Origin of the sequence: Streptomyces sp. CLV115 (genome assembly GCF_038448545.1) — a bacterium.
Taxonomy (GTDB): domain Bacteria; phylum Actinomycetota; class Actinomycetes; order Streptomycetales; family Streptomycetaceae; genus Streptomyces; species Streptomyces sanglieri.
In genome coordinates this window covers 1-15,770 of record NZ_JBCEWQ010000010.1, presented here as the reverse complement: position 1 = coordinate 15,770, position 15,770 = coordinate 1, and the positions used below count along the sequence as shown (strand labels likewise).

General features: G+C 71.3%; 12 protein-coding genes. 7 read left to right on the top strand and 5 right to left on the bottom strand.

The annotated features are described in order from the left end of the window. Positions 1-38: 38 nt before the first annotated feature. From AADR41_RS05940 to AADR41_RS05925, 4 genes are all read left to right on the top strand, one after another. Positions 39-2,990, top strand: coding sequence for an FAD-binding and (Fe-S)-binding domain-containing protein (locus AADR41_RS05940; protein WP_342280298.1), 2,952 nt, complete (start codon positions 39-41; stop codon positions 2,988-2,990). Positions 2,991-3,203: 213 nt separating this feature from the next. Beyond that, entirely contained in the window at positions 3,204-4,652 is a 1,449-nt protein-coding gene (locus tag AADR41_RS05935; protein ID WP_342280297.1) for a Gfo/Idh/MocA family protein, read from the top strand. 244 nt (positions 4,653-4,896) lie between these two features. Continuing rightward, positions 4,897-6,792 (top strand): ABC transporter ATP-binding protein, encoded by a 1,896-nt coding sequence (locus tag AADR41_RS05930; RefSeq protein WP_342280296.1) that lies wholly within the window; start codon positions 4,897-4,899, stop codon positions 6,790-6,792. Beyond that, a complete protein-coding gene (locus AADR41_RS05925) occupies positions 6,789-8,570 on the top strand; it encodes an ABC transporter ATP-binding protein (RefSeq protein ID WP_342280295.1) in 1,782 nt (593 codons plus the stop codon). Before AADR41_RS05930 ends, AADR41_RS05925 begins: the two co-directional genes overlap by 4 nt. A 73-nt stretch (positions 8,571-8,643) precedes the next feature. Here AADR41_RS05925 and AADR41_RS05920 read toward each other — a convergent pair whose 3' ends face one another. Both AADR41_RS05920 and AADR41_RS05915 read right to left on the bottom strand, forming a co-directional pair. Continuing rightward, positions 8,644-9,273, bottom strand: coding sequence for a class I SAM-dependent methyltransferase (locus AADR41_RS05920; RefSeq protein WP_342280294.1), 630 nt, complete (start codon positions 9,271-9,273; stop codon positions 8,644-8,646). Further along, complete coding sequence (locus AADR41_RS05915) at positions 9,270-10,061, bottom strand: metal-dependent hydrolase (RefSeq protein WP_342280293.1); 792 nt, start codon at positions 10,059-10,061, stop codon at positions 9,270-9,272. Before AADR41_RS05915 ends, AADR41_RS05920 begins: the two co-directional genes overlap by 4 nt. 78 nt (positions 10,062-10,139) lie before the next feature. Here AADR41_RS05915 and AADR41_RS05910 point away from each other — a divergent pair, with 78 nt between their 5' ends. Next, positions 10,140-12,713 (top strand): DEAD/DEAH box helicase, encoded by a 2,574-nt coding sequence (locus tag AADR41_RS05910; RefSeq protein ID WP_342280292.1) that lies wholly within the window; start codon positions 10,140-10,142, stop codon positions 12,711-12,713. Between the two features lie 49 nt (positions 12,714-12,762). Beyond that, positions 12,763-13,635 (top strand): acyl-CoA thioesterase, encoded by an 873-nt coding sequence (locus AADR41_RS05905; RefSeq protein WP_342280291.1) that lies wholly within the window; start codon positions 12,763-12,765, stop codon positions 13,633-13,635. A gap of 11 nt (positions 13,636-13,646) precedes the next feature. On the opposite strand, the gene AADR41_RS05900 is transcribed toward AADR41_RS05905, so the two are convergent. Beyond that, a complete protein-coding gene (locus tag AADR41_RS05900; RefSeq protein ID WP_342280290.1) occupies positions 13,647-13,910 on the bottom strand; it encodes a DUF6011 domain-containing protein in 264 nt (87 codons plus the stop codon). Between the two features lie 66 nt (positions 13,911-13,976). Between AADR41_RS05900 and AADR41_RS05895 the strand changes: the two genes are divergently transcribed. After that, positions 13,977-14,687, top strand: coding sequence for a hypothetical protein (locus AADR41_RS05895; RefSeq protein ID WP_342280289.1), 711 nt, complete (start codon positions 13,977-13,979; stop codon positions 14,685-14,687). A 39-nt stretch (positions 14,688-14,726) separates the two neighbouring features. On the opposite strand, the gene AADR41_RS05890 is transcribed toward AADR41_RS05895, so the two are convergent. Together AADR41_RS05890 and AADR41_RS05885 are read right to left on the bottom strand one after the other, a co-directional pair. Continuing rightward, on the bottom strand, positions 14,727-15,014 hold the full coding sequence (locus AADR41_RS05890) for an SHOCT domain-containing protein (RefSeq protein WP_266692322.1): 288 nt from the start codon (positions 15,012-15,014) through the stop codon (positions 14,727-14,729). Positions 15,015-15,136: 122 nt separating this feature from the next. Next, on the bottom strand, positions 15,137-15,586 hold the full coding sequence (locus AADR41_RS05885; RefSeq protein WP_342280288.1) for a DUF6325 family protein: 450 nt from the start codon (positions 15,584-15,586) through the stop codon (positions 15,137-15,139). Positions 15,587-15,770: the final 184 nt, after the last annotated feature.

Genomic DNA, 15,770 nt, shown 5'->3' with positions numbered 1-15,770 from the left:
GCCGTGGTACCGAACCGAACCGCCGAGGAGACCTCGACATGCCACTGCTGGAGCCGAAGCCGGAAGCACTGCGCCCCGACGCGGTGCGCACGCCGTCCGTGGACCGGGTCCCCGACCGGCAGGCTCCGGGCACTCCCGAACCGCTGCGCGGCGAGCTGATCGCCCTGCTCGGTCCGGAGAAGGTGCTCTGGAAGGTCTCCGACCTCGTGAAGTACGCCTCGGACGCCAGTCCCTACCGCTTCCTCCCCCAGGTCGTCGTGGTCCCCCAGGACATCGACGACGTCTCGGCGATCCTGTCGTACGCGCACGACCGGGGCCGCGAGGTCGTCTTCCGGGCCGCCGGCACCAGCCTGAACGGCCAGGCCCAGGGCGAGGACATCCTGGTCGACGTCCGCCACCACTGGGCGGGCATCGAGGTCCTGGCCGACGGCGCGCAGGCCCGGATCCGCCCGGGCACGACGGTCGTGCGGGCCAACGCCGCGCTCGCCCGGCACGGCCGGCTGCTGGGCCCCGACCCGGCCAGCGCGATCGCCTGCACGATCGGCGGGGTCGTCGCCAACAACGCCTCGGGAATGACGGCGGGCACCACCCGTAATTCGTACCGCACGGTCTCCTCACTCACCTTCGTGCTGCCCGGCGGCACCGTCGTCGACACGGGCGACCCGGCCGCGGACGAGGCCCTGGCCCACGCCGAGCCGCAGCTGTGCGAGGGGCTGCTGGCCCTGAAGGCGGAGATCGAGGCGGATCCGGAGCTCACGGCCCGGATCCGCGCCAAGTACGAGATCAAGAACACCAACGGCTACCGCCTCGACGCCTTCCTGGACGGCGCGACGCCGGTCCAGATCCTGCGCGGTCTGATGGTCGGCTCCGAGGGCACCTTCGGCTTCATCTCCGAGGTCGTCTTCGACACGCTGCCGCTGGACCGCCGGATCTCCACCGCCCTGCTGTTCTTCCCGTCGCTGACCGCGGCGGCGGCCGCCGTGCCCCGATTCAACGAGGCGGGGGCGATCGCCGTCGAGCTGATGGACGGCAATACGCTGCGCGCCTCGGTGAGCGTCAAGGGCGTGCCGGCGGACTGGGCCGAGCTGCCCAAGGAGACCGCGGCGCTGCTCGTGGAGTTCCGTGCTCCGGACGAGTCCGGTCAGGAGGCGTACGAGAGGGCCGCGGCGGCCGTCGTCGAGGGCCTGGACCTGGTCGCGCCCGTCCCCTCGGTGACCAACGCGTTCACCCGCGAGGCCAAGGTCATCGCCGGCTACTGGAAGGCCCGCAAGGCGTTCGTCACCGCGGTCGGCGGCTCCCGCCCCTCGGGTACGACGCTGATCACGGAGGACTTCGCGGTGCCGCCGTCCCGGCTGGCCGAGGCCTGCGAGGCGCTGCTCGGGCTCCAGGCGGAGCACGGCTTCGACGCCGCCGTGGCCGGTCACGCGGCGCACGGAAACCTGCACTTCCTGCTCGCCTTCGACGCGGCGAAGCCGTCCGACGTCGACCGCTACGCCGCGTTCATGGACGACTTCTGCCGGCTGACGGTGGAGCGTTTCGACGGCTCCCTGAAGGCCGAGCACGCCACCGGCCGCAACATCGCCCCGTTCCTGGAGCTGGAGTGGGGTCCGAAGGCGACCGACCTGATGTGGCGCACCAAGCAGATCATCGACCCCGACGGTGTCCTGGCGCCCCGGATCGTCCTGGACCGCGATCCGAAGGCCCATCTGCGCGGGCTGAAGACCATTCCCGAGGTCGAGGCGATCGCCGATCCCTGCATCGAGTGCGGCTTCTGCGAGCCCACCTGTCCCAGCCACGATCTGACGACGTCCCCGCGTCAGCGGATCGTGCTGCGGCGGGAGATGCTGCGGCAGCCGGACGGCTCCCCGGTGGAGACGCAGTTGCTCGACGCGTACGGCTACGACGCCGTCGACACCTGTGCGGGCGACTCCACGTGCAAGCTCGCCTGTCCCGTGGGCATCGACACCGGCGCGATGATGAAGGACTTCCGCCACCGGCGGCACTCGCCGCGCGAGGAGCGGGTCGCGGCGCTCACGGCGAAGAACTTCAAGGCGGTGGAGGCGGCGGCGCGGCTCGCGGTGGCCGCGGCCGACCGGATCGGTGACCGGCTCGGTGACGGACCGCTGGAGACCATCACCGCTCTCGCCCGCAGGGCCGTGCGCCCCGATCTGGTGCCCGAGTGGCTGCCCGAGATCCCCGGCGCCGCCGCCCGGAAGCTGCCCCGGACCTCCCGTGTCGGGGCGAGCGCCGTGTACTACCCGGCGTGTGTGAACCGTATCTTCGGCGGCCCCGAGGGCCATCGTGGTCCCTCGCTGCCGCAGGCCGTCGTCGCCGTGTCCGCCCGCGCCGGAAAGCCGGTGTGGATCCCGGACGATGTCGCGGGGACCTGCTGCGCGACGATCTGGCACTCCAAGGGCTACGACGAGGGCAACGCCGTGATGGCCAACCGCATCGTGGAGGCGGCGTGGGGCTGGACGGCCGGCGGAAAGCTGCCGCTGGTGGTGGACGCCTCGTCCTGCACCCTGGGCATCGCCCATGAGGTGGTGCCGTATCTCACCGATGACAACCGGGAGTTGCACCGGGAGCTGACCATCGTCGACTCCCTGGTCTGGGCGGCCGACGAGCTGCTTCCGGAGCTGACGGTCCTCCGGAAGACCGGTTCGGCAGTCCTGCATCCGACGTGCTCCATGCAGCATCTGGACGATGTGGAGCAGCTGCGTACGGTCGCGGAGGCCTGTGCCGAGGAGGTCGTGATCCCCGACGACGCCGGGTGCTGCGCCTTCGCGGGCGACCGGGGCATGCTGCACAAGGAGTTGACGGCCTCGGCGACGGCGAAGGAGGCCGCCGAGGTGAAGTCCCGCGAGTACGACGCCTACCTCTCGGCCAACCGCATGTGCGAGATCGGCATGGACCGGGCCACCGGACAGTCGTACTACTCGGTGCTGATGGAGCTGGAGCGGGCCACCCGGCCGGGGCCCGCCGTGCGCTGATCACGGGGCCGTCCGGCCCCGCAACCGCCCCGGACCGCCGGGCGGGCTCGACGCGTTCGAGCCCGCCCGGCGTTTTCGTGCGGGCACGAAAGTCCATGGTTTCGGCACAGGAGTCCAATCCCTCCCCTTGCGCAACAGCAGACCCAACTACCAGGGTCCTTACCGAGGTTCATGCATCAGCCGCGCACGTCAGACCCCCTTTCTGGAGGATCGATGAACGACGCAGCACAGCGAAACGACGGTACGCAGGGTGGCGACGAGGGCTCCATGAGCCGCCGCTCGGTCCTCTGGACGACCGCCGGAGTGGCCGGGGCCGGCCTCGGGCTCGGCGCCCTCGGAAGCTCCTCCGCGGCTGCCGCCCCCGGCCGGGGATCCGAGGCCGCCGCCGACCTGACGGCCGCTCCGAAGCGCCAGGGCCGGACCATGGTGGGCGTCCCCTTCGACCGGCGGTCCACCGTGCGGGTCGGCATCGTCGGCCTCGGCAACCGCGGCGGCAGCATGATCGATCTCTTCCTCGCCGTGAGCGGCGTACAGGTCGTCGCCGTCTGCGACCCGGTCAAGGCCAAGGCGCAGCAGGCCGCCGCGAAGGTGACCGCCGCGGGTCAGCCGGCGCCCGCCGTCTACGCCAATGGGGAGGACGACTACGAGAACCTCTGCAAGCGCGGTGACATCGACTTCGTCTATGTGGCGACGCCCTGGGACTTCCACTTCCAGATGGCGAAGACCGCCATGCTGAACGGGAAGCACGTCGGTGTGGAGTGTCCGATCGCGCTCCAGCTCGACCAGCTCTGGGAGCTGGTCGACCTGTCCGAGCGGACCAGGCGCCACTGCATGCAGCTGGAGAACTGCTGTTACGGGCAGAACGAGATGCGGGTGCTGCGCATGGCGCACGCCGGTCTCTTCGGCGATCTGCTGCACGGCGCGGGCGCCTACAACCACGATCTGCGCGGCCTGATGTTCGACCCGGACTACTACGAGGGCCCCTGGCGCAGGCTGTGGCACACCCGGCTGCGGGGTGACCTCTACCCCAATCACGGGTTCGGCCCGGTCGCCAACTACATGGACATCAACCGCGGCGACCGTGCGGTGAGCATCACCAGTGTCGGTTCCCCGTCCCTCGGGCTCGCCGAGTACCGCGAGAAGCACATGCCGGCCGGCGACCCGAGCTGGAAGGAGACCTACGTCGAGTCCGACCGCACCATCAGTCTCGTCCAGACCGCGAAGGGACGGGTCATCCGGCTGGAGCACGATGTGTCCACTCCGCATCCGTACTCGCGGATCAACAGCCTCGGCGGCACGAAGGGCGTCTTCGAGGACTACCCCGCCCGCATCTACATCGAGCCCGACCACACCAACGACAGCTGGGGCGACTTCGCCAAGTACCAGGAGTGGGACCACTGGCTGTGGAAGGAGCACGCCAACCCGCCCGGTGGTCACGGCGGCATGGACTACATGCTGGTGTTCCGGCTGATGCAGTGCATGCGGCTCGGACTCGTCCCCGACTTCGATGTGTACGACGCGGCGACCTGGACGTCGCCGGTGCCGCTCAGCCACCTGTCCATCAAGGCGAAGGGCGCGCCGCAGCAGATCCCGGACTTCACCCGCGGCGAGTGGAAGAAGGCCCGCTCCGGCATGGACTCGGAGAACCCGGAGAAGGCCTGACCGGCCGGTAAACCGCCGTGGGGCCCGGACCGGCCGGGGCCGGTCCGGACCCCACGGCACGTACCCGGGCCGCCCGCACGCGTCGCGACGACGGCGCGACCGGTGCCGTTCGCGGTGAAAAAACCAATTGCCCCGACCGACGTCCCGGGGCGAACCTTGCACGGTTTGGGTCTTCCACCCGATGTCCGTCGTGCCCGACGGGCCGTCGCTCCGAACGAACCGTCACACCGAACCATGGGACGTCATGCAGATTCGCGATCTTCCCTACCCAGATCCAGGCGATCCCGATGTCCGGTCAGGTCCTCGCTTCCTGCTCTGGCTCGGCCGCAATCAGCTCAAGGGCCAGCTCGCAGCCATGTCCTGGGGCCTGCTGCACCAGTGCTCCATCGCCGGTCTGCCACCCGCGGTCGGCTTCGCCGTCCAGGCGGTCGTCGACCGTTCCGGCAGCCGGCTCGCCTGGGCGGGCGGGCTGATCGCGGTCCTGGGCGTGCTGATGGCGGTGGGCGACACAATGCTGCACCGGACGGCGATCACCAACTGGATCACCGCCGCCGCCCGGGTCCAGCAGCTGCTGGCCCGTAAGACCGCGGAGCTCGGTTCGGCGCTGACGCGTCGGGTCGCGGCGGGCGAAGTGGTCGCTGTTTCCACGGGTGATGTGGAGAAGATCGGCTGGTTCGTCGAGGCGCTCTCGCGGTTCGCCGCGGCGGCCGCGGCGCTGGTGCTGATCTGTGTGGGGCTCGTGCTGTATCTGCCGTCGCTGGGCATCCTGGTGGCGGTCGCCGTACCACTGCTGGCCCTCGCCGTGCTGCCGCTGCTCCCCCGGGCGACCCGGCGCGCGGACCTTCAGCGCGAGAAGGCGGGCAAGGCCACGGAGCTGGCCTCGGACACCGTGGCGGGACTGCGGGTGCTGCGCGGGATCGGTGGCGAGGAGCTGTTCCTCGGCCGCTACCGGCGTGCCTCCCAGGAGGTCCGCGAGGCCGCGGTGCGCAGCGCCCGGATGTGGTCGCTGATCTCGGCGATCCAGGTGCTGCTGCCGGGCGTGCTGCTGATCTCGCTGGTCGTGTACGGGGCGGTGCTGGCCCGGGACGGCCGGATCGAGGTCGGCCAGCTGGTCACGGTGTACAGCGCGGCGACCCTGATGCTGTTCCCGCTCCGCCACTTCGAGGAGATCGCGATGGCGTACTCCTTCTCCCGGCCGTCCGCCCGGCGTGCGGTCCGGGTGCTGTCGTTGCGGCGCACGACCGAGCCGTCGGGTGCCGGTGCCGCACCGGCCGTGGATTCCGCGCCGACCGGCGATCTGTACGACCCGGTCACCGGCGTGCTGGCCCCGGCCGGTCTGTTCACCGCGGTGGTCTGCGGGGATCCGGACGAGGCGGGCCGGCTGGCCGAGCGGCTCGGCGGACACGCCCAGGCGGACACCGACCCGGACGAGGACGGTCCCGCCGCGGCGGCGGAGGGCGCGGACGCCGCCGTACGGGACGCGGAGACCGGGGCACGGACGGCCCCGTCCGTCCTGCTCGGCGGTGTGCCGCTGGACGACCTCCCGCTGGATGCCGCCAGGACCGCGGTGCTGGTCCAGGACAAGGACCCGGTGCTGCTCTCGGGGACGCTGCGCGAGCTGCTGGACGTTCCGTCGTCCGGCCGGGTCACCGCCGAGGACGCGCTGACGGCGGCGCAGTGCGCCGATGTGCTGGACTCCTTGGCGCAGGCGTCCGCCGCCACGGACGGCGACCCGATGACGACCCGGATCACCGAGCGCGGCCGGTCTCTCTCGGGCGGCCAGCGCCAGCGGCTGGCGCTGGCGCGCTCCCTGGTGGCCGACCCGGAGGCGCTGGTGCTCGACGAGCCGACCTCCGCGGTCGACTCGCACACCGAGGCCCGGGTCGCCGCCGGCATCAAGACGCTGCGCCAGGGCCGAACCACCGTGGCGTTCGCCTCCTCGCCGCTGCTGCTCGACCTCGCGGACCGGGTGGTGCTGGTGCACGGGGGCACCGTCGTCGCGGTCGGCGGGCACCGTGAGCTCCTGCGCACGGACCCCCGCTACCGGGCGGTCGTGACACGCGAGACGGACGACGAGATCGAGGCCCTGACCTCCCGGGGCGCGACCGCAACGATCGAGGAAATCGAGGAACGGGCATGATCGGCGTCGCAGTACCGGCGTACGACCCGGCCGCGCCGGAGTCGGCGACGACCCTGCCGGTCGGTACCCCCACCACCGTGCGGAGCTATGTACGGGAGCTGTTGCGGCGCCATCGCGGGCGGTTCACCGTGCTCGTCGCGTTCAACGCCGTCGCGGTGATCGCGTCGATCGTCGGCCCGTATCTGCTGGGCGGGCTGGTCGAGGACCTCTCCGAGGGGGTGCGCGACCTTCATCTGGGGCGCGTCGCCGTGGTGTTCGCGTGCGCGTTGATCGTGCAGACGGTGTTCACCCGGCTGATGCGGCTGCGCAGCGCGATGCTCGGTGAGGAGATGCTGGCCGATCTGCGCGAGGACTTCCTCGTACGGTCGGTGGGGCTGCCGCCGGGGGTGCTGGAGCGGGCCGGTACCGGCGATCTGCTCTCCAGGATCACCACGGACATCGACCGGCTGGCCAACGCGATGCGCGAGGCCGTGCCGCAACTGGCGATCGGTGTGGTGTGGGCGGGGCTGCTTCTGGGCGCCCTCACCGTGACGGCCCCGCCGCTGGCGCTCTCGGTGCTGCTCGCGCTGCCCGTGCTGATCCTCGGCTGTCGCTGGTACTTCAGGCGGGCGCCGTCCGCGTACCGTTCGGAGGCCGCGGGATACGCGGCGGTCGCCGCGATGCTCGCGGAGACCGTGGATGCCGGACGGACCGTGGAGGCGCACCGGCTGGGTGCGCGCCGGGTCGCGCTGTCGGACACCCGTATCCGGCAGTGGACCGCGTGGGAGCGGTACACACTCTTCCTCCGTTCCGTTCTCTTTCCGGTCATCAATGTCACCTATGTGACGATTCTGGGCGCGGTGCTGATGCTCGGCGGCTGGTTCGTCATCGAGGGCTGGCTGAGCGTGGGGCAGCTGACGACGGGCGCGCTGCTGGCGCAGATGATGGTCGATCCGATCGGTCTGATCCTGCGCTGGTACGACGAGTTGCAGGTCGCTCAGGTGTCGCTGGCCCGGCTGGTCGGGGTGCGGGACATCGAGCCGGACGCGGGTGACGCGGAGGTCGTCCCGGACGGCCGTGATGTCCGTGCCGACGAGGTGCGCTTCGGGTACCGCGCCGGGCTCGACGTGCTGCACCGGGTGTCGCTGGACGTCGCGCCGGGTACGCGCATGGCCCTGGTCGGCCCGTCGGGCGCGGGCAAGTCCACGCTGGGTCGGCTGCTGGCCGGCATCTACGCCCCGCGTGCGGGCGAGGTGACGCTCGGTGGCGCCGAGTTGTCGCGGATGAAGGCGGAGGACGTACGTACGCATGTGGCGCTGGTCAACCAGGAGCACCATGTGTTCGTCGGTTCGCTGCGCGACAATCTGCTGCTGGCCCGGACGGGCGCCGAGGACGCCGAGCTGTGGGCGTCGCTGGCGGCGGTCGACGCGGACGGCTGGGCGAAGGCCCTGGAGGCGGGGCTGGACACCGAGGTCGGCTCCGGCGGCCTGGCGCTGACCCCGGCGCAGGCCCAGCAGATCGCACTGGCCCGGCTGGTCCTGGCCGATCCGCACACACTGGTGCTGGACGAGGCGACGTCCCTGCTGGACCCGCGGGCCGCCCGCCATCTGGAGCGTTCACTGGCCCGGGTGCTGGACGGCCGCACGGTCGTGGCGATCGCCCACCGGCTGCACACCGCGCACGACGCGGATGTGATCGCGGTGGTGGAGCGCGGCCGGATCAGCGAGCTGGGCAGCCATGACGAGCTGGTGGCTGCGGACGGCGCGTATGCGGCGCTCTGGCGGTCCTGGCACGGGTGAGAGGGCGGTGGGGCTGCGGGCTGCGAGGCTGCGGAGCCATGAGACTGCGGGGCTGCGGGACAGCGGGACGATCTCAGCCGACGTCCGCGTTCCGGCGCAGCCCCAGGCAGCTCCACCGCACACCCGGCCGGCCGTGCAGGTCTTCACGCTCGGCGAGGCGCACCGGGTCCAGGCCGTGGCGACGGGCGAGTGCGACGGTCTCGTCCGCCGAGACGTCGAACATCCGCCGTCCCGCCGGGACCGGACCGTGTCTCAGGGAGAGGAACACCTGGCCGCCGGCCGCGAGAAGGCCGGCGATGCTCTTCATCCCGGACTCCCGCTGCCGGCTGTCCAGATGCATCCAGACAGCCGTCAGGAGAATCAGGTCGAACCGCGCGCCCCGGTCGCGGAGCACCCGTAGCTCCGGCAGCGAGTCGTCGATCCACTCGATGGCCCGGTCCGCGTGGATCCGACGGCCGAGCGAGCGCAGCTCCTCGGTCGGCTCGACGGCGAGGACCCGGTGCCCCAGGCCGGCCAGCGCCGCGGCGTCGCGTCCGCTGCCCGCACCGATGTCCAGGACGGCACCGGGCCGGGAGGGGAACAGGTCGAGCACTTCGCGGTGGACCTCCGCGAAGGACACGCTCTCGTACTGCTCCGCGAGCACAGCGGCCGCTTCGGCATAGCCCGCGGTGCCGTCCGGGCTCTTTGGCCTCCTGCCGGTCAAATGAAGTTCAGAGCGGCCGCGCCGCCCACTCCCCCGAGCACCATGAACACCGGCATCAGCACCTTCAGCTCCACCCAGCTCCCGGCCCGGAACCGCATGGCCTTCGGCGGGCCGATCGGGTACCAGCGCTTGCGGCCGATCGGGATGGGCCACAGGATCGGGCAGCCCGAGACGGTGAGCGCGTCACCGATGTCGTGGACGAGGGCGCCGAGCACGATGGGCAGGCCGAGCCACAGGTACTCCTGGCCGGGCGCGGTGAACAGCCAGTCCGAGCCGTTGCCCGGCTGGTCGAGGACACCGGCCAGTATCCAGGCGCTGGTCGCGCCGAGCAGCCAGACCAGGACGTCGCTGGACATCCTGGCGGCCCGCCACAGCAGCCCTTCGACCGCGAGCACCAGGTGGACGAAGAGGATCGCCAGCACCGCCCAGCGGCCGCCGGTGACCGCCGCTGCGGAGGCCCCGGCGCCGATCAGGACCGCCCACACCCAGGTGTGGGTCAGCGTCCGGTGCCCGCCGTTGCGGCCGGAGTCGCCGCGCATCTTGGTCGCCTTGTAGACGGCGTGCGAGAGCTTGTCGACGATCTCGCAGAGCCCCCGGGACACCGGCCCGAAGGCGCGTGAGATGGTCGCGGACTTGTGGTCGAGGTCCGGGGCGAGCGCGGCCCCGGCGGTGATCAGTGCCCCGACGACGAGGACGGGCCACGGCATCGCATGGCCGGCGGCCGCCGCCGCCGCGCCCGCCCCCAGCCAGGCCGCCGCCCCTGACAGAGAGTGTGCCGGTCCCATCATGGTTCTTCCCGCCCCCAGAGTCGTATCGCTGCCATTGCCGTTACGGCACGGCCGAGTTGAGTGGGAAGCGTATCGCCCATGATCTTCATACCGTCGTCCGGTTCCCTCATCCGGGCGGAAGGCAGGCAAGATGGGGGCGTGACCCTTATCGATCAGCTGCCCCCGACCGACGACCCCGACGCCCTCTTCGAGGCTTTCTCGTCATGGACCGAGACACGGGGCATCACCCTCTATCCGGCCCAGGAGGAGGCGCTGATCGAGGTGGTCTCCGGCGCGAACGTGATCCTTTCCACCCCGACCGGTTCCGGAAAGAGCCTGGTCGCGGCGGGTGCGCACTTCACCGCGCTGGCACAGGACAAGGTCACCTTCTACACCGCGCCGATCAAGGCGCTGGTGTCGGAGAAGTTCTTCGACCTGTGCAAGCTGTTCGGTACGGAGAACGTCGGCATGCTCACCGGCGACGCCTCGGTCAACGCCGACGCCCCGGTGATCTGCTGCACGGCCGAGGTGCTGGCCTCCATCGCGCTGCGGGACGGCAAGTACGCCGACATCGGCCAGGTCGTGATGGACGAGTTCCACTTCTACGCCGAGCCGGACCGCGGCTGGGCCTGGCAGATCCCGCTGCTGGAGCTGCCGCAGGCCCAGTTCGTCCTGATGTCGGCGACGCTCGGCGACGTCCGGATGTTCGAGGAGGACCTGACCCGCCGCACCGGCCGCCCCACCTCCGTGGTGCGCTCGGCGACCCGGCCGGTCCCGCTCAGCTACGAGTACCGGCTGACCCCGATCACCGAGACCCTCACCGAGCTCCTGGACACCAGGCAGTCGCCCGTCTACATCGTGCACTTCACCCAGGCCGCGGCCGTCGAGCGGGCGCAGTCGCTGATGAGCATCAACATGTGCACCAAGGAGGAGAAGGAGAAGATCGCCGATCTGATCGGCAACTTCCGCTTCACCACCAAGTTCGGCCAGAACCTCTCCCGGTATGTGCGGCACGGCATCGGGGTGCACCACGCGGGCATGCTGCCGAAGTACCGGCGTCTGGTGGAGAAGCTCGCCCAGGCCGGTCTGCTGAAGGTGATCTGCGGTACGGACACGCTCGGCGTCGGCGTCAACGTCCCCATCCGCACGGTGCTGTTCACCGCGCTCACCAAGTACGACGGCACCCGGGTGCGTACGCTGCGCGCCCGGGAGTTCCACCAGATCGCCGGCCGCGCGGGCCGGGCCGGCTTCGACACGGCGGGCTTCGTCGTGGCACAGGCGCCCGAGCACGTCATCGAGAACGAGAAGGCCGTCAAGAAGGCCGGCGACGACCCGAAGAAGAAGCGCAAGGTGGTCCGCAAGAAGGCCCCCGAGGGCTTCGTCGCCTGGTCGGAGACCACGTTCGACAAGCTGATCCAGTCCGACCCGGAGCCGCTGACCTCCCGCTTCCGGGTCACGCACACCATGCTGCTGTCCGTGATCGCACGTCCCGGCAACGCCTTCGAGGCGATGCGGCACCTGCTGGAGGACAACCACGAGCCGCGCCGGGCGCAGCTGCGCCACATCCGCCGGGCCATCGCGATCTACCGCTCGCTGCTGGACGGCGGTGTGGTGGAGCAGCTCGACGAGCCGGACGCGGAGGGCCGGATCGTCCGGCTCACCGTCGATCTCCAGCAGGACTTCGCGCTCAACCAGCCGCTGTCGACCTTCGCGCTGGCCGCGTTCGACCTGCTGGACCCGGACTCCCCCTCGTACGCCCTGGACATGGTCTCCGTCGTCGAGTCGACGCTCGACGACCCCCGTCAGATCCTGGCCGCGCAGCAGAACAAGGCGCGCGGCGAAGCCGTCGGGCAGATGAAGGCGGACGGTGTCGAGTACGAGGAGCGGATGGAGCTGCTCCAGGAGGTCACGTACCCGAAGCCGCTGAGCGAGCTGTTGTGGCACGCCTACGACGTGTACCGCAGGAGCCACCCGTGGGTGGGCGACCACCCGGTCTCGCCGAAGTCCGTGATCCGTGACATGTACGAACGTGCCATGACGTTCACGGAGTTCACCTCCAACTACGAGCTGGCCCGTACCGAGGGCATCGTGCTGCGGTATCTGGCCGGTGCGTACAAGGCGCTGGAGCACACCATCCCGGACGACCTCAAGTCCGAGGACCTGGAGGATCTGATCGCCTGGCTGGGCGAGATGGTCCGTCAGGTGGACTCCAGCCTGCTCGACGAGTGGGAGCAGCTCGCCAATCCGGAGGTGGAGACCGCCGAGGAGGCGCAGGAGCGGGCCGACGAGGTGAAGCCGGTGACGGCCAACGCCCGCGCCTTCCGGGTGCTGGTGCGCAACGCGATGTTCCGCCGGGTCGAGCTGGCCGCGCTGGACAAGGTGGGCGAGCTCGGCGCCCTCGACGGAGAGGCGGGCTGGGACGAGGACGCGTGGGGCGATGCGATGGACGCCTACTGGGACGAGTACGACGACCTGGGCACCGGTCCGGACGCCCGCGGTCCGAAGCTGCTGAAGATCGACGAGGACGCGGCGCACGGGCTGTGGCGGGTCCGGCAGACCTTCGCCGATCCGAACGGCGACCACGACTGGGGCATCAGCGCGGAGATCGATCTGGCCGCCTCCGACGAGGAGGGCCGGGCCGTCGTCCGAGTGACCTCCGTCGGTCAGCTGTGAGGACGTACGCCACAGGGGCGGCGCCGCTGCGAGAGTGGAGACGAACGGCATGACGAATCCCGCCGAGCGCCTGGTCGATCTGCTCGACCTGGAGCGGATCGAGGTCAACATATTCCGTGGCCGCAGCCCCCAGGAGTCCCTGCAACGGGTCTTCGGCGGGCAGGTCGCCGGGCAGGCCCTGGTGGCGGCCGGCCGGACCACCGACGGGGACCGGCCGGTCCATTCGCTGCACGCGTACTTCCTCCGCCCGGGGCGGCCGGGGGTCCCGATCGTCTACGAGGTGGAGCGCGTCCGGGACGGCCGGTCGTTCACCACCCGCCGGGTCACCGCCGTCCAGCAGGGCCGGACGATCTTCAATCTGACGGCGTCCTTCCACCGGCCGGAGGAGGCGGGCTTCGAGCACCAGCTGCCGCCCGCCCGCGAGGTCCCGGACCCCGAGGAACTGCCGACCGTCGCCGAGGAGGTCCGTCAGCACCTGGGCTCGCTGCCGGACGCGCTTGAGCGAATGGCCCGGCGGCAGCCGTTCGACATCCGGTACGTCGACCGGCTGCGCTGGACGAAGGAGGAGGTCAGGGACGCCGATCCGCGCAGCGCGGTGTGGATGCGCGCGGTCGGCCCGCTGGGCGACGACCCGCTGGTGCACACCTGCGCACTGACGTACGCCAGCGACATGACGCTCCTGGACGCGGTCCGTATCCCGGTGGAGCCGCTGTGGGGGCCGCGTGGCTTCGACATGGCCTCGCTGGACCATGCCATGTGGTTCCACCGTCCGTTCCGTGCGGACGAGTGGTTCCTCTACGACCAGGAGTCGCCGGTAGCGACGGGCGGCCGGGGGCTGGCCCGTGGCCGGATCTACGACCGGGGCGGCAATCTGCTGGTGTCCGTGGTGCAGGAGGGGCTGTTCCGCCGTCTCGGCGCGTAGCCGTGTCCGGCTCAGACGCCGGGCAGCGGGTCCTGCTCGACCTCGTGGCGGCGGGTGCGGATGTCCGGCGGCGCCGGGTGGAGCTTGGCGTCGCAGGCGGGACCGAGGCCGGTGCGGCGTGAGGCCGTACCGGTGAGCGGGCGGCCGCACATGCGGCAGCGCACCACCCGTCGCCGGGCGGTCCGGCCGCTCTGCTCGTCCTCGGGCGGGGGCTCGGCTCCGGCAACGGCTCCGGCGCCGGGAAGCGGTTCGGGGAAGGGTTCGGCGGACTCCACGGATCGATCTTCTCAGGGTGCCCGTCTACTGTGCGACATCCGAGCACATGACGGAGGAGTTCCCTGGTGACCAGCGTGCTGACGACGAAACCGGTGTCCCGGCCGACGAGGAACGGCAGGACGGAGAACCGGGCCACGCCCCCGGGGGTGCTGCCGCCCGTCGGCCATGTCGTCGAGTTCACCGACGCGCCGGGCGGCGAGTCGCGGGTGGTCGCCCATGTGGAGCGGGAACTGCCGGAGGGCGGAATACCCGCGTATCTGGCGGCCCGCAAGTCGGGGGTGCGTTCCTTTGTGCTGTGGGCCGACGCCGAGCGCCGGGCGCGGCTGGCCACCCTGGTCACCGTGTCCGCGGCCGACGGCGTAGCCACGTACCGGGTGCTGGGCGCGCAGGGCGAGCCGATCGGCACCCTGGTCCGCGAGAAGGCCCTGTACGGCAAGGGGCTGCGGACCCGCTGGACGGTCGCCCAGACGGGCTGCCCGGAGGCGGTCGGGTTCAAGGGCCGGATCTTCTGGTGGTACGTGTGGTGGCTGCTGCTGCCCGTCCAGGTGGCCATCGGCGTGGGCAGCCTGCTGTCCGGCGGCGGCGATGCGGCGCGCGGGCCGAGGCGGATCATCTGGCGGGCCGGCCGGGAAGTGCCGCTGGAGTTCTTCTCGGACGACGACGAGATCCATGTCCACGCGCCGTGGGTCGACTGGCGGCTCGCGGCGGCCCTGAGCGCGCTGATCCGTACCTTCGACAGCTGGATGGGGACGCCCTGGGACGACGCGCGGCAGTGAGCTGGGTCCGCGCGGTCCGGGTCGCACGGACCGGAGCGGTCAGGAGTTGAGGATCCTCGCCTTCTGGGCCTCGAACTCGCTCTCGCTCAGCACACCCTGGCTCTTGAGATCACCGAGGTCCTTGAGCTGGGCGATCTTGTTGCTCATCTCGTCCTCCGGTGCCACGGACGTGGGCGGGGGCGCCGCGGCGGCGGGCCGGGCCTGCGCCTGTTCGGCGTCCTGCTGTGCCCAGCGGCCCGCCTGGCGCCGGGAGACCCGGTTGGAGACCGAGGTGGCGGTTCCGGCGATCACCGCTGTACGGGCGACGCCGCGAAGAAGGCCTGGCATGGTGCATCTCCTCTGACTGGCTGGTGCGGGGGCCGCCGGCCGGCCGGTGCGGGGCCGGTGGCCGGCTGGTGCGGGGCCGCCGGCCGGGCCGGGAGGACCGGTCGGCGCCGCGGCTGATCGGGTCAGACCCCGGTGCCGGCCTCGGCCGCGTCGAGCGAGGCCAGGACCTCCTGGACCGGGATCCGCCCGTTGGCGACGAGCCGTCCCCCGGAGCGGCGCAGGGCGGCCGCGAACGGTCCGGCCCACACGTTCTCGTAGATGATGATCCCGGCCGCGCTGCCGGGTTCCAGGACCCCGCTCACCTCGTCGATGTCGTCCCGGCCCAGCAGGCCGGAGGACACCCCCTCGAACACGGCGAGCTCGTCGTGGCCGTCGCCGGTCAGCTCGGAGAGTTCCATCCCCGTGACCGTTCCGTCCTGGTTCTTCCTGACGAAGACCAGGTCCAGGATCCGGATGATTCCCCGGTCGACCAGGTCGACCAGCAGGGGCAGCCCCTCGCCCGTCATCCGGCTGCCCGGGAATTCGACCACCAGATAGTCGATCGGCCCCGTCTCGTCGGTCTCGCTGCTCACAGCGGCTCCTCAGGATCTCGGCTGCCCCGGTAGTACGGCCGGGGCCGGTGTCTCCGTCATTGGAGCAGTGGGCGGGCCGGTGCGCATCTCGGTCGTGGACGCGGGCGGGCACGGTCCCGGTTGCTCCGTCCGGTGGACAGCGGGTGACTCCGACGGCCCAGTGGTGCGAGCCCTGCCCCCTGCC